Here is a 20812-nt window from a genome sequence, read left to right on the forward strand (position 1 = left end):
GGAAGTCTACATGAACCCTGTATTTTTCCCCATCAGTCAGTTGGACCCACCACCGACTAGCTGGTGACTGGTTTCAGTGCAATGGTCACCGCAGCCAGTGCTGGCGATAGTAGGCTAACTCAGCGATCGATTCATGGATATCGGCTAGGGCTTGGTGTGCTGTTTGCTTGTGGAAGCCCTCCAGTAATGTCGGCTGCCAACGCCGGGCGAGCTCTTTTAGGGTGCTGACATCAATGCAGCGATAGTGACAGTAGGCTTCTAGTTGCGGCATATAGCGCCGGAGAAACCGGCGATCCTGACCAATGCTATTGCCACACAGCGGCGATACCCCTGCCGGCACCCAAAGATCTAACCAGGCTAATAGCTGCTGCTCTATCGTCGATTCACCCAAGGTGCTCTGCTGTACTCGGGCGACCAGGCCACTATCGGTGTGCGTCCGCGTACACCACTCATCCATGGCGTTTAACACGTGAACGGGTTGAAAAATGGCTAAAGAGGCCGTTTCAGCTAACACCGTCAGCTGGGCATCCGTAATCACCACCGCTATCTCCAAAATACGATGTTGCTGCGGATCTAAACCGCTCATCTCAAGATCGATCCAGATGAGATTATCATTAGCCTTCACGCTACCTCCTCGCTGGTGCTGTACAAAACCTCAACGGGGCGATCAGACACTACCCCCTAATAGCCAAGCCACTACCGAGGCATTCGTCGGCGGAAACGCTACTGCCCGTAGATCCTGCTGCGCAATCCAGCGATGGGGTTGACCCTCTCTACCATAAGGCTCACCCTGCCACTGATCGACTAAAAAATAGTGTAGCTGCAAATGTTGTTGGGTCTGCGTACCCGCGACTGTCTGTAGCAATCTCGCTTGCTCAACCCGAATACCCACCTCTTCATGGAGTTCCCGAATCAATGCCTCCAGTGGCGTCTCTCTCTCCTCTAGCTTGCCCCCGGGAAACTCCCAATAGCCTGCCAATTCGGTATGATGGCGACGCTGGGTGATGAAGATCCGCTGTTGTGGATCACGAATCACCCCTACTGCAACTTGCACTCGGGGTGATAGCACCTTGGTAGCGGTTGTTTGAGGCTCTCGGAGACTAATAACGGCGCTCTCCTGTCACGGTCAACCCCGGCAGCTCTCCATGACACTGTTTATACTTTTTACCAGAGCCACAAGGGCAGGGGCTATTACGCCCCACTTTAGTACCCCCCTGTCCTAGCGGTCGTGGGATATCACGCGCCCTCTCTTCTAGGGGTTGATTCATCTCTGGATAGCTATACTGCAACGACTGTTGCCACGCTAGCTCGGCCGCCGCACGCTGTTGCTGCTCTAATAGCGCCAATGCTTGTGGTATCCGTACCTTGCTGACGGTACTCACCGCCTCATATTTAAATTGTTCAAGCAGTTGGGAAAATAGCTCAAAAGATTCGCGTTTATACTCCTGTTTGGGATCTTTCTGGGCATAACCCCGTAAGTAGATCCCCTGACGTAGATGGTCCATGGCTGCCAAATGCTCCTTCCATAAGCCGTCGAGGGTTTGTAACAGAATGCCTTTGGCAAACTGCTGCAGGGCCTCGGCACCCATCGCCTCTGCCTGTTGTTGATAGTGGGCGGCTGCTTGGGCTACCACCCAATCCACTAAGGCGGTTTCCGCTAACGGTGTCTGCTCTGCTAACCACTCCGCGATCGGTAAGTGCAGATCAAAATCATCCTGCAAACAGGTGGTTAACGCCGGTAGATCCCACTGCTCAGCTAAGATCTGTGGTGGGGCATACTGATGCACCACCGCTTCCAATACCGTGTGCTGAAAGGAGCTCAATACGGTGCTGATCGCGGCACTATCTAATAGCTCATTGCGTTGTGCATAGAGGGCCTTCCGTTGGGCATTGGCGACATCATCAAATTCCAACAGCTGTTTGCGAATATCAAAGTGATGCCCCTCAACTTTGCGCTGAGCGTTGGCAATGGCCCGCGTGACCCAAGGGTGCTCAATCGCCTCATCGGGCTGCATCCCCAAACGCTGCATCATTTTCGTCACCCGCTCTGACGCAAAAATCCGCATTAAACCATCTTCCATCGACAGGTAAAAACGGGATGAACCTGGATCCCCTTGACGTCCTGCTCGTCCGCGCAGCTGATTATCAATCCGTCGAGACTCATGACGCTCCGTACCAATGATATGCAGTCCACCAGCCGCCACCACCTGTTCATGACGCCCTTGCCAGGCGGCTTTAATGGCAGCTATCGCTTCCGGGGTAGGATCTTGAAGAGCAGAGATCTCTACTTGCCAATTGCCCCCGAGTACAATATCAGTCCCACGGCCGGCCATATTGGTGGCAATGGTGACCGCCGCCGGTTGCCCAGCCTGCGCAATAATCTCGGCTTCACGGGCGTGAAATTTGGCGTTTAATACCTGGTGGGCAATGCCTGCCAGGCGTAAGGCTTGGGAGAGCTGTTCCGACTTTTCAATCGAGATGGTGCCCACCAAGGTGGGCCGAGAGGCGGCAACACAGGCTTTGATATCTTCAATAATCGCCGAAAATTTCTCCTGCTCTGTTAAATAAACCACATCAGGTCGATCATCGCGGATCATCGGACAGTTGGTCGGAATCACTACGGTCTCTAACTGATAAATTTGCCGAAACTCAAACGCTTCAGTATCCGCGGTTCCCGTCATGCCGGCTAGCTTCTCATACAGGCGGAAGTAGTTCTGTAACGTGATTGAGGCTAGCGTTTGATTCTCATTTTGGATGCTGACCTGTTCTTTGGCTTCAATCGCCTGATGTAACCCTTCAGACCACCGCCGTCCTGGCATGGTGCGGCCAGTATGCTCATCAACAATGATCACTTCATCCTCTTTGACAATATAGTCCACGTTACGGGTAAACAGCGTCTGCGCCCGCAAGGCGACATTCACATGATGCAACAACGCAATGTTAGCTGAAGCATACAGTGACTCTCCCGATTGAATCAGCCCTTGACGGGTTAATAACTCTTCAATCAGTAGCTGCCCCCGTTCGGTGAGGTGTGCTTGACGCGATTTTTCATCCAGATAAAAGTGCCCTTCTCCCTGATAATCATCGCTATCTTCACGATCTTGCCGCTGCAGCTGGGGAATTAACGGATCAACGGCTCTGTAGAGCTCAGAGCTATCCTCTGAAGGCCCTGAAATGATCAACGGCGTGCGAGCTTCATCAATTAAGATAGAGTCCACCTCGTCAATAATGGCGTAATACAGGGGCCGTTGCACCCGCTGGTCGGCACTAAAAACCATGTTATCGCGTAGATAATCGAACCCAAACTCATTATTGGTTCCATAGGTGATATCGGCTGCATAGGCTGCTCGCTTAGCCTCCAGCGTCATTCCCGCCAGATTAACCCCGACGGATAGCCCTAAAAACTCAAACAGTGGCCGATTATTATCAGCATCCCGACGGGCCAGATAGTCATTCACGGTGACGATATGGACCCCACGCCCTAATAGCGCATTCAGATAGGCTGGCAGAGTAGCCGTTAAGGTTTTCCCCTCTCCCGTGCGCATTTCAGCAATACTACGCTCATGCAGCACCATGCCACCAATCAGCTGCACATCAAAATGGCGCATCGCAAATACCCGTTGACTGGCCTCACGAACCAATGCAAACGCTTCCGGCAATAGCTGCTCCAACGTCTCTCCCTGCCGGACACGGGCACGCAACGCCTGGCTGCGTTCGTGCAGCTGTTGATCGGTCAATAGCGCGAGTGAGGCTTCCAATGCATTGATAGTACTCACCGTTTTATACAGCTGTTTTAAAGTACGATCATTGCGACTGCCAAATAATTTCGTTAATAATTTAATAATCATCGGTTCCTATCACTCGCTTTATCCGCTTAAACTATCATTCACTCATTGGCTGCTTTTTTATTGATACAGCGGGCCTAGATCGGGAGACTTGATGATGCCTCACTGCAGCCCACAGCCATTAAACCATTGTCTTGGCAGCACACCGCTGCTGGCCACCCTGCAGCAAAAAATCAGTCAATTGCGCCAGCTCAATCAGGCATTACAGCCCCTATTGCCGCCACCGCTCCCTCGCTGGTGTCGTGTCGCCAACTACCGGCAAGGCATTTTAGTCATTGAAACCGCCAATGCCAGCTGGCTGTTACGTTTGCGTTATGAACAAATGCGTCTGCTGAGTGCCTTGCGACAACACGCATTGCCCGCCCTAGCGACCATCGAGTTTAGGATCAATCCCAACTTTGCAACCTCTGCCAACCCAGCCCCTCGTCGGAACCTCGAGCCACCCATGGCCTGCAAGCCTATCAGCGCCCAGAGTGCACAACAGCTCTATCTGTTAGCTCAGCGGGCTTCTCCCAACCTGCGGGCCGTTCTCCTAAAATTAGTGGCGCTAGCCCAGAGCACACCACCACACGATGCTGCTGACAGCGGCGCCCTCACCCGCTAAGATTGAGGGAGAGGTCGCTCATTGAGAACAGGGTATCATCGGCAAACGGCGCCAACTTCCAAGCCTGTGGCCGAGCCAGCAAAGTGCGTAGTAGGCGATTATTGAGTGCATGTCCTGACTTAAAGGCTTTAAAAGCCCCTAAGAGGTGGTAACCGCCAATAAACAGATCCCCAATCACATCCAATATTTTGTGGCGCACCAGTTCATCAGGAAAACGCAGCCCTTCTGGATTCAATACCCGCTGCTCGTCTAATACCACAGCGCAGTCTAAACTACCCCCTAAACAGAGTCCTCGTGCTTGTAACTGTGCCACCTCTTGCCTGAAACCAAACGTGCGCGCCCGGCTGATCTGTTGAATAAAACGGTCAGCAGAAAAGTTAAAGCGGTACTCCTGCACGTCGTGCAGGACTGCAGGATGGTTAAAATCAATGGTAAAATCCACACAAAAACCCTGATGAGGTCGTAGTTCAGCCCACTTATCATCCTCGGTGATGCTGACAGGTTCGGTAACCCAGAGAAACTGCTTAGGCGTATTGAGCACCTCAATCCCTGCTTGTAACAGTAATTTAATAAAGGGAAAAGCACTGCCATCTAGAATAGGCAACTCTGCTGCATCCACCTCAATCAGGATATTATCAATCCCCAATCCTGATAACGCGGCGTTCAAATGTTCTACTGTTGAAATCTTAACCCCTTGGGCATTCCCTAAACAGGTACAGAGCGGCGTAACGTGAACTAAGTCGGGATCGCCTATCAGCTCCACAGGGGGTTGACAGTCAACCCGTCGATAACGGATCCCCGTGCTAGCCTCAGCGGGAGCCAGCATGAGCGTGACCCGACAACCGCTATGCAAGCCAATACCGTCAATCTGTACGCGACGTTTAATCGTTCTCTGATAAATCACTGCTGTTAGCCTCTTAACCGCTGCCATTATCCTCGGAGAGCGAGCTTGCCAAAACCATTAATCGGCCCGCTGACGTAAAAAAGCGGGGATATCTAAATAATCCGGCTCCTGATCAGGAGTCACCGGCCGATCCGGGCTGTCGTTCGCTAAGGTCGGTGCTACTGTGGCCTGTGGGTAAGGTGGATAGGCGGCTCTCGATCCAGCATGGGGCACCTTCGTTGACAGCAAGGTGATTTCAGGTTTTTTATCCATGCCGATACCAGTAGCCACCACCGTCACCCTCAATTCCTCTTCCATCTGTGGATCTAAGGCTGTACCAATCACCACGGTAGCATTATCTGAAGCAAAAGCCCGCACGGTGTTACCGACCGTCTCAAATTCATCGAGTCGCAAATTAAACCCGGCTGTAATATTCACTAATACCCCACGGGCACCAGAGAGATCAATGTCTTCCAGCAGTGGACTGGAGATCGCCATCTCGGCGGCCACTTCCGCGCGATCTTCTCCACGCGCTACCCCTGATCCCATCATGGCATACCCCATCTCGGACATCACCGTACGCACATCCGCAAAATCGACATTCATCAGCCCTGGACGGGTGATCAATTCGGCAATCCCTTGAACAGCACCTTTGAGAACATCGTTAGCAGCGCTAAAAGCATCTAATAGGGAGATGCCACGGCCTAACACCTTTAATAGTTTATCATTAGGAATTGTGATCAAGGAATCTACCTGTTTCGAGAGCTCGGCAATCCCCCGTTCAGCAAAGGCCATCCGCTTTTTCCCTTCAAAACTAAAGGGTTTAGTGACCACCGCTACCGTTAAAATATCTAACTCTTTAGCGATCTCCGCGACCACCGGTGCTGCGCCAGTCCCCGTACCGCCGCCCATGCCGGCAGCAATAAACACCATATCAGCCCCCGCTAATAGGGCAGTCAGTGACTCTCGATCCTCTTCCGCAGCATGGCGGCCTACCTCGGGATTAGCACCAGCCCCAAGCCCTTTGGTAATATTGCCACCAATTTGTAGTGTCTGCCCCACGGTGCTATTCCGTAATACTTGGGCATCAGTATTGACCACAAAGAACTCTACCCCTTGGATCGCCCCTTTTACCATGTGTTCCACAGCATTGCTGCCACCGCCGCCAACACCGATGACTTTAATCACCGCATCGTTGGTCTCTTCAATGGGTTCAAACATCGCTTCTCTCCATTTTGTACCTGGTCATTGAATGCAGGGACTCAACAGCACTGTCCAGGATCATCTGGACTGCCCTATTCAATCGCTGCGCTGTCTAAAATTCCCTTTTCAGCCATCCACCTAAGCGTTTTAACCACTGAGTGACTGAACGCTGCTGCTGGCGTTCCGTTTCACCCTTTAATAAAGCGGCTCTGCCATAATGCAGTAATCCAACCGCTGTTGAGTAATCAGGCGTCTGTACATAATCCGTTAACCCCGTCATATTGAGTGGCTGGCCAAGTCGTACTTGCGTATTAAAGCGTTGCTGTGCACACGCTAATAACCCCTCTATTTGTGCGGCCCCGCCGGTTAACACGATGCCGGCTGCTAGCTGGTGCTTCATGCCCTGTTGCCGCAGCTGGATCTGCAGTTGCTGCAGGGCCTGATCAACTAATTGCAATAACTCCTGATAACGGGGCTCAATCACTTCAGCTAAGGTTTGACGCTGCAAGCTACGGGGCGGCCGGCCACCCACGCTCGGGACCTCTATGTTCTCCTCACGCCGCACCAGGGCGCCTAGGGCACAGCCGTAACGCACTTTAATCAACTCCGCTTCGGCCAGCGGTGTTCCAAAAGCATAAGCGATATCTCGGGTCACGACATTGCCCGCATAGGGGATCACTTGGCTATGACAGAGGGAGCCCCCCATGTAAATCGCAATATCCATCGTCCCACCGCCGATATCGACCACGGCCACTCCCAGCTCCCGCTCATCCTCCGTCAGTACCGCATCCCCGGAGGCTAGTCCAGAAAAAATCAGCCGATCGACGATTAGACCACAGCGTTCGACCGCTTTGATACTGTTTTTTGCCGTATCATGATGACAAGTAATCAGGTGAACGTTGGCCTGCATCCTAACGCCAGACAGACCGACAGGGCTCTTAATGCCCTCTTGGTAATCAATCGTAAAAGATTGCGGCACGACATGCAAAATTCGGTGCGCTTCACGAATGCGCACCGACTTGGCGGTATGAATGACGCTCTCCACATCCTCCTGCGTCACCTCTTCTTCGGCAATCGCGACCATCCCTAACTCATTTTGGCAGCGAATATGTTTGCCCGAAAGCGCTAAGTAGACCGAGGTGATATGGCAATCAGCCATCAGCTCTGCCTGCTCCAGGGCGCCGCGCACCGATTGTACCACTGATTCCAAGTCATTAACGCCCCCCTTATCCATACCCCGCGACACACAGTGACCCACCCCAATCAAATTGATGACGCCACCCGCTAGCAGCTCTCCTACGAGCGCAACCACTTTGGAGGTCCCAATCTCTAGGCCTACGATTAAGCGTCGCCCGTTCTCTTTGCTCATGACTGATCCTGATTAACACGTAAAGTGGGTGCCGGAGGCGCTGCCCAGCGCACGGCTACTCCTTGTTCGTAACGGAGATCGACGATCCGTTGTAACGCCGCGGCCGCTGACTGACTGGTTCGGGCGGGTCGCTGAATAAACAGCGGGTGGAGCAGCAGAAAGCGCTGCACGCCAATCACTGGATCTTGCCGTCCTAACTGGCAGTGAATCGACCCATTCAACGTCAGCTGCCAGGCCTGGCGCCGATTTAATCTCATTGCAGTGACGGTGAATCCCTGCAAGGCAAACTGGGAAGTTAGCCTATGCCAGGTCTCTAAGACGCGTTGTTCACTACCTTCAGGCCCCGATAACTGCGGTAACTGCTCTGCTGTTGAGGGGGCTAACGGGGCGGTAAATCGTTGACCCTGCTGATTCAGCAGCTGTTGATGAGCCCAACGAGCCACGGCTTGATGCTCACTGCAGTGCAGCAGTAACCGATTGGGCCACTGCTTACGTACTTGGGCTTGTGCAATCCACGGCAACTGCTCTAGTTGCCGCTGGATCAGCCGAAGATCCTGGGCCATAAAACTTTGCAAGGGCAGCAGCGGCTGTAGTGCTTGCCAGATCTCCTGTTCGCTGGTCTGCTGTAGCACACCCGATAGTTGCCAGTCCGATAGCGGCCAGCGCTGGGCATCACACAACCAATCCCTCATGGTGCGGATCCCCAACAAGCCGCCCCCCCCGACCAGGAGCACTCCGAACAGCCAGCCGAGTCGACGGATCAGCGCTTTCGGCTGATCCAAGCGCCTAATCGCTTGGCTAGCCATGCTGGCCTCTAGGAGGATCACTGATCGGAGCAGTGTGGGTCGAGCCGTCAACGGTCACTGAAGGCCCATCGGTTATCCTGATCGCGCCTAGCCAGTCGCTAGCAGCGCCTGTATTCCCGACAAGCGGCCAACCATGAGCGGCCAATTGACGGGCAATCTGTCCAATATTTCCGGCCCCTTGTGTGAGCAGCAGATCGCCTGCTTGCACTATTTGGGACAATACCCGAGGGAGATCGGCCAGATCGGGAATCAACACCGGATCAACGCTGCCCCGACTACGGATGGTACGACAGAGCGCCCCACTAGCCGATCCCGCAATCGGCGTTTCACCCGCTGCATACACCTCTAAGAGTAGTAGGCGATCAACTTGAGACAACACGGCAGCAAAATAGTCATAGAGATCCCGGGTCCGGCTATAACGGTGCGGTTGAAATAGCATCACTAAGCGTCGATCAGGCCAGCCCGCTCGAACCGCTTGGATGGTGACTTCAATCTCCCGTGGATGATGTCCATAATCATCCACCAGCATCACCGTTGGACCCTCGCTGGTAAGCCACTCCGCTAACAGCTCAAAACGGCGGCCAGTCCCTTGAAAGGTCGTCAGCGCCTGCACAATGGTCTCATCACGAATGCCCGCCGCGGTCGCCACGGCCACCGCGGCGGCGGCATTTAAGGCGTTGTGGCGACCTGGAAGGTTTAAGGGAATCGCTAGCTCAGATCGTGATTGATCCGCCTCCTGCCATCGACGCACCGTGAAGGTGCTCTGTAGCCGCTGCTGCTGATACTGTTCAATACGAACATCGGCATCGCTGCTAAAGCCATAGGTGATCACCCGACGGTGGATCTGTGGCAGTAGCGATCGCACCTCAGCATCATCAATACAGAGCACCGCTTGCCCGTAGAACGGTAGATTGTGCACAAAACGAACAAACGTCTCTTTCAACTGGTTGAAGCTGCCATGATAACTCTCTAAGTGATCAGCATCGATATTGGTAACCACCACCACCAGGGGTTGCAAATGTAAAAAAGAGGCATCGCTTTCATCAGCTTCGACAATCAGGTAGCGACTTCTGCCCAAGCGGGCATGGGTACCAGTGGCTTTGACCACGCCACCATTAATAAAGGTGGGATCTAAACCAGCCGCGGCATAAATCGTCGCTATCAAGGCGGTGGTCGTCGTTTTACCATGGGTTCCGGCCACCGCAATCCCATGACGGAAGCGCATCAATTCGGCCAACATCTCAGCACGCTGGATCACCGGGATCCGTGCCTGCTGTGCTGCCAGCACCTCCGGATTATTGGCAGGAATGGCGCTAGAAATCACCACCACGTCAGCGGTGGCGATCTGCTCGGCCCGGTGCCCTTGATAAATAGTGACGCCCAGCTGGCGCAACCGCTGGATCACCGCATTATCCGTGAGATCTGAACCACTGATCTGGTAACCCTGATTCGCCAAAACCTCAGCAATTCCCCCCATGCCAGCCCCGCCGATCCCAACAAAATGGAGCTGACGAACCCGGCACATTTCCGGGACGATTGTGCAGAGGGGGGTTAATGGTTTCATGGATCGTTCCCCTCTACCGGCTGCCCAACGACCGCTTGTAGCACCCTGGCGATGTGTTGCGTGGCATCACGGCACGCAATAGTGTGCGCCCGAATCGCTCGCTGTAACAGGGCGGGCCGATCGTAACGTTTGATAAGACCCACTAACTGAGAGGCTGTGAGTTGGGGCTCTTCGAGGATCTCAGCGGCGCCGGCCCGTTGCAACACCTGCGCATTCAACAGTTGCTGTCGATCCGCATGCTGGAAAGGGACTAAGATGGCAGCGACACCCACTGCTGCTAGCTCGCTGATGGTCAATGCTCCAGCCCGCCCAATCACCAAATCGGCCCACGCATAGGCAACCTCCATCTCCTCAATCAATTCGCTCAGTCGGTAGGGCTGCACCCCCAAGGCTTGGTAGGCTTGAATCACCCCAGGTTGCGCACCGGGGCCCACTTGATGCCAAATCATCACTTCAGAGCCCAACAGTGCGGCAGCGGCGGGTAGGGTTTGATTCAAAACACGAGCCCCTTGGCTGCCGCCGAGGATTAAGAGCCGCAGCGGTCCTTGGCGATCGGCAAAACGCTCCCTAGGTGTCGGCAGCTGTAGTAAGCGCTCGCGCAGCGGGTTGCCCACGATGCCCGCACCTCGGCAGGTTCCTGGGAAAGCGGTCAACACTCGCGTGGCCAAACGAGCCAGTACCCCATTGGTCAAGCCAAGTACCGCATTCTGCTCATGCACCACCAAAGGGATCCCTGCCAGGCGAATGGCTATTCCGCCTGGTCCTGAAACATAGCCGCCTAACCCTAAGGCCACATCCGGTTGAAAGCGTTTGATAATGACGGTTGCTTGACGCACCGCTCGAACAATCCGCCACGGCGCTGCCAGCCAGCCCCTGATTCCGCGACCCCGTAGGCCAGAAATAGTAATAAAATCAATCTCAATGCCCTCTCTGGGCACCCAATCAGCCTCTAGGCGATCGTCGGTTCCTAGCCAACGGATCTCCCAGCCCCGCGCCAGTAAATAGCGGGCTATGGTGAGCCCCGGAATAATGTGGCCGCCGGTGCCCCCCGCCATCACCAATAGGCGCTTAGCACGCATAGCCACCCCCCCGGGAGCCCTTAGGCCTGAACAGTACGATTTTCAAAATCGATCCGCAGCAGGATAACCACCGAAGTCACCATCATCAGCAAATTAGAGCCCCCATAACTGATCAACGGCAGGGTCAACCCTTTAGTTGGCAGCAGCCCCACAGTAGCTCCCACGTTGATGATTACCTGTAGACTCCACCATAGCGCAAAGGCGCAAGCTAAAAATCCACCAAAAGGCTGTCCAAGCTTTAAAGCAGATTGACCGATTCTCAAAGCCCGTCCCACCAGTAAACTCAACAGTAGCAGGACAACCGCCACCCCCACATACCCTAACTCCTCTGCCAATACAGCAAAGATAAAGTCCGTATGCGCGGCGGGGAGATACTCCAGTTTATGCAGCGCGTTCCCTAGCCCTTGACCCCAATACTTGCCACGCCCAAAGGCCATCAAAGAGTGCGTGAGCTGATAACCACTGCCGTAAGGATCTTGCCACGGATCGAGAAAGGCGGTGATGCGGCGCAGTCGATAGGGGGCAGCTAGGATTAATAATCCTGCTGCTAACCCCCCGGAAGCCACCATGGCCAGCAACTGCCAAACCTGAGCCCCCGCTAAAAACAGCAGGAACAGTGAGGTGACAAAAAGAACGATCACGGTCCCTAAATCGGGTTGAGCCAATAGCAGTAGTGCTAAGAGCAACATGACGGTTAACGGTTTAAAAAAATCCCAAAAATGTTGCCGCACCGCTTCAGCTTTACGCACCAGATAGCCCGCCAGGTAGCAGGGCAGTGACAACTTGGTCAGCTCAGCCGGTTGCAGCCGCAGTGGGCCGATGGCAATCCAACGGGCAGCACCATTAATCGGTGGGCTGATCACCAGGACCGCCAGCAGTAGTAGTAAAGAGAGCAGTAGCAGTGGCACCCCCAACTGCTGCCAGATCCGCATCGGGATCTGCAGCGTGAACAGAGAGAGCAGTAGAGCCAGCCCACTGTAGAGCAGGGTCCGTTTGGTAAAGAAAAAGGGATCGTGCTGCCAGCGTTGACTGAGCGGCATTGACGCTGAAGTGATCATGATCCAACCCAATAGCAATAACCCGATCATCAGCCAGAATAACAGTTGATCATAGCGTGGGGCTGGCAATGGTAGGCTATGAGATACGGGAGGTGACGACCCTTCAGGGCAATCTCGGCGTCGACTGGCCATTAACCAAGTCTCCGGGCCAGCTGGGTGAACTGCTGGCCCCGCTGCTCAAAGTTACTAAATTGATCAAAGCTAGCACAGGCTGGCGATAACAGAACAATATCCCCTGGGGCCACCCGTTGGGCGATGATCCACATCGCCTGTTCCAAAGTCGCTGTCTGCTCAGCACCGATCGGTCGCAATGCTGCCAGCTGTGCTGCTGCTTCACCAAAGCAGTAGCGTTGGACTGACTCCCGCTGACAATAAGGAGCCAGTGCCCCAAAATCAGCTCCTTTACTCCGGCCCCCTAATAACCAATGCAGGGTGCGGTGCGTCGGCAACCCCTGCAGCGCTGCCAGCGTACTCTCCACTGTGGTGGCCTTGGAGTCGTTAATCCAGGTGACGCCATGCTGTTGCCACACCGTTTGGTAACGATGAGGCAACCCAGTAAAGGTTTGCAGCGCTTGCAGTGCTGCCGATCGGGGAATATTGACTGCTTCTGCTAATGCCAGTGCTGCCAGCGCGTTGTAGTGGTTGTGTTGTCCCTGTAGCTTGAGTCGATGCACGGGGAGCAGAGGTTTATCCGCGAGTGCCAGCCAGCGCTTCCCCCGGTGGCAGCAGAGATGGTAGTCCCCGGTGGACCCAAAGGTGCTACAGCGGGCACCGGCTGCTAGCGACAGCGGCTGGGTTAATGGATCATCACTGTTGGTCACACAGGTCATTGCCTGCTGGTAGATACGCTGCTTAGCCTGGTGGTAAGCGGTGATCCCTTGCGGGTAGCGATCTTGATGATCAGGGGTCACATTTAAAATAGTGGCGGCAGCAGCCTGCAGCGACGTGGTGCACTCTAACTGAAAGCTAGAGAGCTCAATCACATACAGATCACAGGCCTGATTTAACAGCGTGACAGCAGCCGGGCCTAGGTTCCCCCCTACACCGACCTTCAGACCTGCCTGACGGGCCATTTCGCCGACCCAAGCGGTCACCGTACTTTTGCCGTTAGAACCCGTGATGGCGACGATGGGCTGTGTCACTTCACGGCAAAACAGCTCGATCTCACTGACGATGGGGACCCCCGCCGCCATCGCTTGTTGTAGTTCCGGGAGGGTGAGCGCCACACCAGGGCTAATCACCACTAACTCCGCCAGCAATAGCCAATCAAGGCGCAGGCCTCCGCTATGATACGCTACCTGTGGTGGCAATGGCTCCAGCAGCTGCCACTGGGGACGAGTATCCAGAATCCGGGGAGTGACTCCCCGCTGCATAAAAAAATCTAAGCAAGCACGTCCGGTGAGGCCAAATCCAACAATGACCACCTGCTGAGGATAGTGAGTCGCCACCATTAACGCACCTTCAAGGTCACTAAACCCAGGAGAACCAACACCAAAGAGAGGATCCAAAAGCGCACGATAATCCGCGGCTCTGGGCAACCCTGCAACTCATAGTGATGGTGCAGCGGGGCCATACGGAATAGCCGTTGGCCTCGCAGCTTAAAAGAGCCCACTTGGAGAATCACCGAGAGGGTCTCTAAGACAAATATCCCGCCCATCAGCAGCAGCAACAGCTCTTGACGGATCAACACCGCGATAGTTCCCAGCGCCGCGCCCAGCGATAGCGAGCCCACATCGCCCATAAAAATCTGTGCCGGGTAGGTGTTAAACCATAAAAACCCTAATCCTGCACCCACTATGGCGCTACAGACAATCATCACTTCGCCCGCGTGGCGCACGTACGGGATCTGCAAATACGCTGCAAAATGGATATTACCGGTGGCCCAAGCAACGACCCCTAAGCCTCCGGAGACCAAAACAATCGGCACGATCGCTAAGCCATCCAGACCATCCGTGAGATTGACCGCGTTGCTGGTGCCGACAATCACGAAATAGCTCAGTACCAGGTAAAACAGTCCCAAGGGTGGCATGATATTTTTAAAAAAGGGAACCACTAATTGGGTGGCGCTAGGCTCACTACTCAAGGTGTAGAGTAGTGTCGCTACTAGGAGCGCCAGCAGCGACTGCCAACCATACTTCCAACGAGCAGCTAACCCTCGGCTATGACGCCGGGTCACTTTGAGGTAATCATCTGTCAAGCCAATGAGGCCATAACCTATCAGCACCCCTAGTAGACACCCAATATAGGGATTACTCAGATCACTCCAGAGCAGAATAGTGATCACGGTGGCCAGCAAGATCAACACCCCACCCATGGTCGGCGTGCCGCCCTTGATGGCATGCGACGCCGGTCCATCCTCCCGGATCACCTGGCCAATCTGCAGCCGCTGTAAGCGGGCAATCATTGCCGGACCTATCCACAGAGAGATCAACAAAGCGGTTAACAAACTGGTGATGGCGCGAACGGTCAAATAGGAGAACACATTAAAACCGGTGTAGTAGTGAACCCCTTTTTGAGCTAACCAGACTAGCATGCCGCCGCCTCCTGGAGGGCGGCGACCACCTGTTCCATGCCCGCACTGCGTGATCCTTTGACTAAAATGGTCAGTGGCCACCGCTGCTGTAGCTGAGTTTTCAGGGCCGCTATCAGGCTGGCCTGATCACGACAATGCGTACCGCCAACTGCACGGCTGATCAGCGCACTGCAGGATCCAATGCTGAACACGTGATCGATGGGGGTCGCCGCGAGGGCCAGAGCCACCTGCTGGTGGCAAGCGGCCGAGCGCTCGCCCAGCTCAGCCATATCGCCAAGCACCAAGCAGCGATAGCCAGGTTGTTGCTGCAAGACCTGGATAGCAGCCAGCATCGACGCTACGTTGGCATTGTAACTATCATCAATGAGCAGCTGTTCCGGTGCCAACCACTGGGGGCAGAGACGGCCGGCGATGGGTTGGCAGGCGGCTAATCCCTGCTGGATCTCAGATAACTCAGCGCCCACTGCCATGGCTAACGCTGCTGCAGCCACGGCATTAGCCACGTTGTGTCTCCCTAGCAACGACAACACAACAGGTACAGTGCCCTGCGGGGAGTGTAGCAGAAATTCACACCCTCCCGCCGGGTGCTGCTGGATCGCTGACGCATAAAAATCAGCGCCTGGAGTTGCCTGTAGGGCACAGCGCCAGAGCGTCTGTTGCGCGGTGAGCTGCGACTGCCAGCGGGGCAGATCATGGCTCTCTAGATTCACAATGGCGGTGCCATCCGCGGTTAACTGGGTAAAAATTTCACCTTTAGCCTGGGCGACACCCGCTAGCGAACCAAAACCGACTAGGTGCGCCTCAGAGAGATTATTAATTAACGCGGCTTCTGGCTGTACCAAGGCACTGCTCTGACTAATTTCACCAGGCGCACCCGCAGCTAATTCCAGCACAGCAAAGCGGTGTTGGGCCGTCAACCGCAGTAAGGTCAATGGCACCCCAACTTGATTGTTATGGTTTTTAAAGGTGGCTAGCGTCTCACCACGCTGCTGTAAAATAGCAAAGACCATCTCTTTGACACTGCTTTTACCATTGGATCCGGTCACTGCCACTCGGCGAGCGCTGGCTTGTTGGCGTACCCAAGCAGCCAACTGTCGCAGCGCTTGGCTGGTAGAGGCGACCACCACCTGCGAGGTCGCTAACGGCAACCGCTGCTGTACTAACAGCGCCTGTACGCCCTGAGTAACGACCTCTGCAGCAAACTGGTGCCCGTCAAATCGGCTGCCTTGCAGCGCGATGAACAGTGTCCCCGGTGCTGATAGCTCACCTCGGCTGTCGGTAGTGATCGCCTGGATACGTTGATCAGGGCCCACTAGTTCACCCTGCAGTAGCCTGGCTAACGTACTGCAGTACAGGGGGATCATGCTAATATCCCCAATAGTTGGGCCACTAAGTGACGATCGGAGTAGGCTAAGCGTCGTGACCCAACCACTTGGTAATCTTCATGTCCCTTACCGGCAATCAGCACGACTGCTGATTGGGGGGCCTGCATCACGGCAGTGATCACAGCGCTGCTGCGATCGGAGATCACCTCGATCCGACTCGGATCGAGCGTACCGCTGAGGATCTGCTGAATAATGGCCTCTGGATCTTCATTGCGGGGATTATCAGTGGTTAAAATGACCCTATCAGCCCCCTGCTCTGCCACGGCACCCATTAAGGGGCGTTTGCCACTATCCCGGTCGCCACCACAGCCAAAAACACACCAGATCTCCCCCAAGTAGTGTAGCCTGAGAGCCGCTAAAACTTGCTCTAGAGCATCCGGCGTGTGGGCATAATCAACCACCACCATTGGTTTATCCGGCACGCTAAACGGCTCCAGTCGACCACAGATCGGTGAGAGCTGTTCGGCCGTAGCCAACAGCGACGGCAAAGCGTAATCCAGGGCCAACAGGGTGGCCACGGCTAGAAGCAGATTAGTGACATTAAAGTGCCCCAACAACCGACTCTCTAATAGGCCAGAGCCCCAATGGCTATCGATCTCCACGGTCACACCCCGTGCATGGTAGTCTATCTGCTGTGCCGCTACCCAGCGGCCGGGCCAGGCGGCTAGGCGCTCTGGCTGCCTAGTAACGGCAACCGCATTGGGCAGTCGCGATAGCCATTGGCGACCAATAGCGTCATCGGCGTTGATAATCAGTTGCCCCACCTGATGTTCGGAAAATAAACGCCATTTGGTAGCGATATACTGCTCTAGCGTGCCATGGTAATCGAGATGATCCCGCGTGACGTTGGTTAACACGGCAGCCGCAAAGGGGAGTGCCGCCACCCGTGCTTGATGCAGTCCATGCGAAGAGACCTCCATCGCCGTGAAACGCACCCCCTCCTGTGCCCAGCGTGCCAAAATCTGCTGAATTTCGATGGCCGAGCCGGTCGTATTCTCCGTAATCTGGGTTTGGCCAACCGGCCCATTTCCCAGGGTACCCATGACGGTGCTCTGATAGCCCAAGTGGCCACACCATTCGGCCAGCAGATGGGTGGTGCTACTCTTCCCATTCGTGCCGGTGACCCCCACCAATTGTACTGAATGCTGTTCATCGGCATAAAAGCGCCCTGCCAGTGCGGATAAGCGCTGATTGAGATCCTGCAGATAAACGACCGGCACCCCATAACGTCGCTGGAGGGTCCCCGCCGCTGCTAGCCCTTGGGCCTCGGCCAATACAGCGACCGCGCCTTGCGCGATCGCTTGACGAATATAGTCTCTACCATCCTGCTCATGTCCCACCAAGGCGATAAATAGATCACCTGCCGCAGCCTTACGGCTATCCAATACCAGTTCACGCAGTGGACAGTGGGGCACCCCGCTGATCCAAGGGGTTAACAGGGATTGCAGCTCACGATTTGGCATAGTGATGGTCATGGCGGTCCAGGGAGGAGGGTGGCAGCTTAATCACCTCTGTCGCATCGGGTTCAAGATTTAGGATGCGTAAAGCTTGACGCATAATCGTAGAAAATAGCGGCGCGGCGATGGCTCCGCCATAGTATTGACCATTGAGTGGATCATGAATCACGACCACTAAAGCTAATTGCGGTCGCGTGACCGGGGCTACTCCGGCGGTATAACTGACGTAACGACGACTATAGCCCCCTTTTTCAGCTATCCGTGAGGTACCCGTTTTGACAGCCACCCGGTAGCCCGGTACGGCGGCCCGCGTCCCAATACCCCCGTGCTGCGTCACCTGCTCCATCATCTGCACCACCTGGCGAACGAGTGCCTTAGGCGCGACCCGCTCTCCCTGCACCGGCGCTTCTGCTTTGATAAAGGTCAATGGCCGTGCCACGCCAAAGCTGCCCAAGGTCGCGTAGGCACGGGCTAATTGCAGCGGTGTCACGGCCAATCCATAGCCAAAGGAGAAACAGGCGCGCTCGACATCAGACCACTGCCGTTTACTGAGGATCATCCCGGGATGCTCACCAATCAGCCCAATGTCGGTAGAAACCCCCAAACCAAACTGTTGATAACGCTCAATCAATCCCTGAATAGGCATGGCCAACGCCAATTTACTCACGGCTACATTACTTGATTTTTTCAACACCCCCTCAAGGGTTAACAGCCCATAGTTGCGATAATCCCTCACCACGTGGCCCTTTAATCTCAGGATCCCTGGCGTCGTATCAATCACGGTATTCTGCGTCACCATCTGATTCTCTAAGGCTTTTAGCAGCACCAGCGGCTTGACGGTTGATCCAGGTTCAAAGGTATCGGTAATGGCCCGATTACGCCGATGAGCCTGTGGCACTTGAGTCCGCGTATTGGGATTGTAAGAGGGGCTATTGGCCAAGGCTAAAATTTCACCCGTCTGCACATCCACTAAGATCACCGAGCCCGCTTGCGCTTTATTGCGAATGACCCCCTCTTTGAGGGCACGATAAGCCAAGCGTTGTAAACGCTCATCAATACTGAGCGTGATATTTTGTGCCCGGCTGCTATCGGTCGCCTGCACCCCTTCAATGATCCGGCCAAATCTATCTTGCCGGACTAAGCGTTGACCCGGTTGGCCACTGAGTGCGTGATGACAACCCTTCTCTACCCCCTCAATCCCGAGGCCATCAATATTGGTCAAGCCCACCAGATGAGCGGCTATTTCCCCAGCAGGATAAAAGCGTCTGGCCTCGGTGTTCAGGTGGATCCCTGGAATTGCCAGGGCCTGCACATACTGTGCTACAATAGGGCTCACCTGACGCGATAAATAGACAAAGCGCCCCCCGCTATTCGCTTGAACCCGTGCTGTTAGCTGTGCCAGCGGCAGCTGGAGAGCGTCAGCCAACGCACGCCAATGCTGCTGATTTTGCCAGTTTTCTGACTGCTGAATCACTGGTGGATCGGCCCAAATAGCCTGAACTGGAACGCTGACGGCTAAGGGTTTGCCCGCCCGATCATGGATAATTCCCCGTGGATTATCAACGGGTTGCCAACGCAATGACCGCCGATCACTTTCATTCGACAACTGATCAGGATGCAGAATTTGTAGCCCAGTGGTACGCCATAATAGCCCGGTCATGGCCAGCAGCAGCATCCCGCAGATGGCGTAAAAACGCCAAGGAATAAAGATCACCCCTTTTTGTAAACGCTGCCGGTTTTTGGGCTGTTTTAGCCTAACATTTTTCATAAGGAGCGTTTTACGACCTTTTCCTGTTGAAGTTCCAGGGGTTGCATCATTAATTTTTCTTTAGCCAGCGCTTCAATCCGATCGGGATCACTCAGACTTTTCTCTTCCAAAATCAGGTTACGCCACTCACTATCCAAGCGATATTGCTCATTCACTAAAGCAGCCTGCTGCATCGTGAGCAAGCGGGTGTGGTGCGTGACGAAGACTAATCCAACGGCCGAGAGCAGGAACCACACTAACAGTGATAACGCCGTGTACTGCCGCCGCAGATCATCGCCGATGGCCTTGAGTAAACCGTATCGCTCAAGGCTCATGGTGCAACGCACCGTTCAGCGATACGGAGTAGGGCACTACGGGCCTGTGGATTACTGGCTATCTCCTGCTTTGAGGGTCGTTGTTTGCCAAAAAGCCGTAATAAAGGGGCGGCTTGCCGCTGCTGACATTCAGCTTCGGTCAGCGGTAAGCCCGGCGGCAACCCCGCTCTGACGCTCTGCTGGCGCATAAACTGCTTGACCAAGCGATCTTCTAGCGAATGAAAGCTTATCACCACCAGGCGCCCAGCCGGCGCTAATGCCTTGAGCGCCGCCTCCAACGCCTGTTGGATCGCCGCCAGTTCATCATTGATATAAATGCGGACAGCTTGAAAGCTGCGCGTGGCTGCATGTTTATGCTTCTCATGGCGCGGCACCGCCGCACTGATGAGCGCTGCCAGTTGATGTGTTCTGGTCAAGGGCTGAGTAGCACGGTAGCTAACAATCGCCTTAGCAATTCGCCTAGCGAAACGCTCTTCTCCAAAACGCCAGAGTACGTCGGCAATCGCTTGCTCGGGCGCTTGATTGAGCCACTCAGCGGCAGAATGCCCTTGGGTAGGATCCATCCGCATATCGAGGGGCCCGTCGTGTAAAAAACTGAAACCTCGTTGGGCATCGAACAGCTGTGGAGAAGAGACCCCTAGATCGAACAGAATGCCATCAACCCGACCGATGAGCCCTTGTGCTTGCAGCACGGGGGCCAAATGAGCAAAGTTCTCCTGGATCACCATCATCCGCTCATCCTGGAGTTCTCTGGCCACTTGAATCGCTTGGGGATCGCGATCCAGCACGAATAAACACCCCCCCTCCCCTAATCGGGATAAAATCTGCCGAGTGTGCCCGCCTCGACCATAGGTAGCATCCAGGTAAATGCCCTCTGGACGTACCTTGAGTGCCTGGACCGCCTCCTCGAGGAGCACCGGCGTGTGTTGCATGGGTCGTTGCAT

General features: G+C 54.8%; 18 protein-coding genes. 1 reads left to right on the forward strand and 17 read right to left on the reverse strand.

Features of this window, described 5'->3' with window-relative positions; genetic code table 11:
- Window positions 1-85 precede the first annotated feature (85 nt).
- From orn to secA, 3 genes are read right to left on the reverse strand one after another with little or no spacing between them, the layout of a single operon-like run.
- Complete coding sequence (gene orn, locus NL324_RS00485; RefSeq protein WP_301282742.1) at window positions 86-625, reverse strand: oligoribonuclease; 540 nt, start codon at window positions 623-625, stop codon at window positions 86-88.
- 42 nt (window positions 626-667) lie between these two features.
- A complete protein-coding gene (gene mutT / locus NL324_RS00490) occupies window positions 668-1054 on the reverse strand; it encodes an 8-oxo-dGTP diphosphatase MutT (RefSeq protein ID WP_301282743.1) in 387 nt (128 codons plus the stop codon).
- Window positions 1055-1100: 46 nt separating this feature from the next.
- On the reverse strand, window positions 1101-3848 hold the full coding sequence (secA, locus tag NL324_RS00495) for a preprotein translocase subunit SecA (RefSeq protein ID WP_253305887.1): 2748 nt from the start codon (window positions 3846-3848) through the stop codon (window positions 1101-1103).
- Window positions 3849-3939: 91 nt separating this feature from the next.
- On the opposite strand from secA, the gene NL324_RS00500 reads away from it, so the two are divergent.
- Entirely contained in the window at window positions 3940-4449 is a 510-nt protein-coding gene (locus NL324_RS00500) for a DUF721 domain-containing protein (protein ID WP_253305888.1), read from the forward strand.
- Here NL324_RS00500 and lpxC read toward each other — a convergent pair.
- The 14 genes from lpxC to rsmH form a co-directional block, all read right to left on the reverse strand.
- On the reverse strand, window positions 4439-5353 hold the full coding sequence (gene lpxC / locus NL324_RS00505; RefSeq protein WP_253307083.1) for a UDP-3-O-acyl-N-acetylglucosamine deacetylase: 915 nt from the start codon (window positions 5351-5353) through the stop codon (window positions 4439-4441). The two genes, NL324_RS00500 and lpxC, sit on opposite strands and share 11 nt — an antisense overlap.
- 57 nt (window positions 5354-5410) lie before the next feature.
- A complete protein-coding gene (ftsZ, locus tag NL324_RS00510; RefSeq protein WP_253305889.1) occupies window positions 5411-6553 on the reverse strand; it encodes a cell division protein FtsZ in 1143 nt (380 codons plus the stop codon).
- A 94-nt stretch (window positions 6554-6647) separates the two neighbouring features.
- Window positions 6648-7904 carry a cell division protein FtsA gene (gene ftsA / locus NL324_RS00515; RefSeq protein ID WP_253305890.1) on the reverse strand — a complete coding sequence of 419 codons (1257 nt, stop codon included), beginning with the start codon at window positions 7902-7904 and terminating at the stop codon, window positions 6648-6650.
- Window positions 7901-8710 (reverse strand): cell division protein FtsQ/DivIB, encoded by an 810-nt coding sequence (locus NL324_RS00520; protein WP_253305891.1) that lies wholly within the window; start codon window positions 8708-8710, stop codon window positions 7901-7903. The genes ftsA and NL324_RS00520 overlap by 4 nt, the downstream gene beginning before the upstream one ends.
- Window positions 8703-10274, reverse strand: a complete 1572-nt coding sequence (gene murC, locus NL324_RS00525) for a UDP-N-acetylmuramate--L-alanine ligase (RefSeq protein WP_253305892.1) — start codon at window positions 10272-10274, stop codon at window positions 8703-8705. The genes NL324_RS00520 and murC overlap by 8 nt, the downstream gene beginning before the upstream one ends.
- Entirely contained in the window at window positions 10271-11353 is a 1083-nt protein-coding gene (gene murG / locus NL324_RS00530; RefSeq protein ID WP_436298147.1) for an undecaprenyldiphospho-muramoylpentapeptide beta-N-acetylglucosaminyltransferase, read from the reverse strand. The genes murC and murG overlap by 4 nt, the downstream gene beginning before the upstream one ends.
- Before the next feature lie 20 nt (window positions 11354-11373).
- The gene (gene ftsW / locus NL324_RS00535) at window positions 11374-12543 is read right to left on the reverse strand and encodes a cell division protein FtsW (RefSeq protein WP_436298149.1); all 1170 of its coding nucleotides are present in this window, start codon (window positions 12541-12543) and stop codon (window positions 11374-11376) included.
- On the reverse strand, window positions 12543-13859 hold the full coding sequence (gene murD, locus NL324_RS00540; protein ID WP_436298251.1) for a UDP-N-acetylmuramoyl-L-alanine--D-glutamate ligase: 1317 nt from the start codon (window positions 13857-13859) through the stop codon (window positions 12543-12545). Before murD ends, ftsW begins: the two co-directional genes overlap by 1 nt.
- A gap of 2 nt (window positions 13860-13861) precedes the next feature.
- Window positions 13862-14944 carry a phospho-N-acetylmuramoyl-pentapeptide-transferase gene (gene mraY / locus NL324_RS00545; protein ID WP_253305895.1) on the reverse strand — a complete coding sequence of 361 codons (1083 nt, stop codon included), beginning with the start codon at window positions 14942-14944 and terminating at the stop codon, window positions 13862-13864.
- Window positions 14938-16308, reverse strand: a complete 1371-nt coding sequence (gene murF, locus NL324_RS00550) for a UDP-N-acetylmuramoyl-tripeptide--D-alanyl-D-alanine ligase (protein WP_253305896.1) — start codon at window positions 16306-16308, stop codon at window positions 14938-14940. The genes mraY and murF overlap by 7 nt, the downstream gene beginning before the upstream one ends.
- Window positions 16305-17792: a UDP-N-acetylmuramoyl-L-alanyl-D-glutamate--2,6-diaminopimelate ligase gene (gene murE / locus NL324_RS00555; RefSeq protein ID WP_253305897.1), complete on the reverse strand. Its 1488-nt coding sequence runs from the start codon at window positions 17790-17792 to the stop codon at window positions 16305-16307. Before murE ends, murF begins: the two co-directional genes overlap by 4 nt.
- A complete protein-coding gene (gene ftsI / locus NL324_RS00560) occupies window positions 17779-19554 on the reverse strand; it encodes a peptidoglycan glycosyltransferase FtsI (protein WP_253305898.1) in 1776 nt (591 codons plus the stop codon). Before ftsI ends, murE begins: the two co-directional genes overlap by 14 nt.
- Entirely contained in the window at window positions 19551-19868 is a 318-nt protein-coding gene (gene ftsL, locus NL324_RS00565; RefSeq protein WP_253305899.1) for a cell division protein FtsL, read from the reverse strand. The genes ftsI and ftsL overlap by 4 nt, the downstream gene beginning before the upstream one ends.
- Window positions 19865-20812, reverse strand: coding sequence for a 16S rRNA (cytosine(1402)-N(4))-methyltransferase RsmH (rsmH, locus tag NL324_RS00570; RefSeq protein ID WP_253305900.1), 948 nt, complete (start codon window positions 20810-20812; stop codon window positions 19865-19867). Before rsmH ends, ftsL begins: the two co-directional genes overlap by 4 nt.

Origin of the sequence: unidentified bacterial endosymbiont (assembly GCF_918320885.1) — a bacterium.
Lineage (GTDB): Bacteria > Pseudomonadota > Gammaproteobacteria > Enterobacterales.

Bases quoted from the DNA above. Each gene is read 5' to 3' on its own strand.
- ftsZ (WP_253305889.1), bottom strand. From the start codon at position 6,553: ATGTTTGAACCCATTGAAGAGACCAACGATGCGGTGATTAAAGTCATC.
- mraY (WP_253305895.1), bottom strand. From the start codon at position 14,944: ATGCTAGTCTGGTTAGCTCAAAAAGGGGTTCACTACTACACCGGTTTT.
- ftsA (WP_253305890.1), bottom strand. From the start codon at position 7,904: ATGAGCAAAGAGAACGGGCGACGCTTAATCGTAGGCCTAGAGATTGGG.
- ftsI (WP_253305898.1), bottom strand. From the start codon at position 19,554: ATGAAAAATGTTAGGCTAAAACAGCCCAAAAACCGGCAGCGTTTACAA.
- murE (WP_253305897.1), bottom strand. From the start codon at position 17,792: ATGCCAAATCGTGAGCTGCAATCCCTGTTAACCCCTTGGATCAGCGGG.
- murG (WP_436298147.1), bottom strand. From the start codon at position 11,353: ATGCGTGCTAAGCGCCTATTGGTGATGGCGGGGGGCACCGGCGGCCAC.
- murF (WP_253305896.1), bottom strand. From the start codon at position 16,308: ATGATCCCCCTGTACTGCAGTACGTTAGCCAGGCTACTGCAGGGTGAA.
- rsmH (WP_253305900.1), bottom strand. From the start codon at position 20,812: ATGCAACGACCCATGCAACACACGCCGGTGCTCCTCGAGGAGGCGGTC.
- NL324_RS00520 (WP_253305891.1), bottom strand. From the start codon at position 8,710: ATGGCTAGCCAAGCGATTAGGCGCTTGGATCAGCCGAAAGCGCTGATC.
- secA (WP_253305887.1), bottom strand. From the start codon at position 3,848: ATGATTATTAAATTATTAACGAAATTATTTGGCAGTCGCAATGATCGT.
- murC (WP_253305892.1), bottom strand. From the start codon at position 10,274: ATGAAACCATTAACCCCCCTCTGCACAATCGTCCCGGAAATGTGCCGG.
- ftsL (WP_253305899.1), bottom strand. From the start codon at position 19,868: ATGAGCCTTGAGCGATACGGTTTACTCAAGGCCATCGGCGATGATCTG.
- ftsW (WP_436298149.1), bottom strand. From the start codon at position 12,543: ATGGCCAGTCGACGCCGAGATTGCCCTGAAGGGTCGTCACCTCCCGTA.
- NL324_RS00500 (WP_253305888.1), top strand. From the start codon at position 3,940: ATGATGCCTCACTGCAGCCCACAGCCATTAAACCATTGTCTTGGCAGC.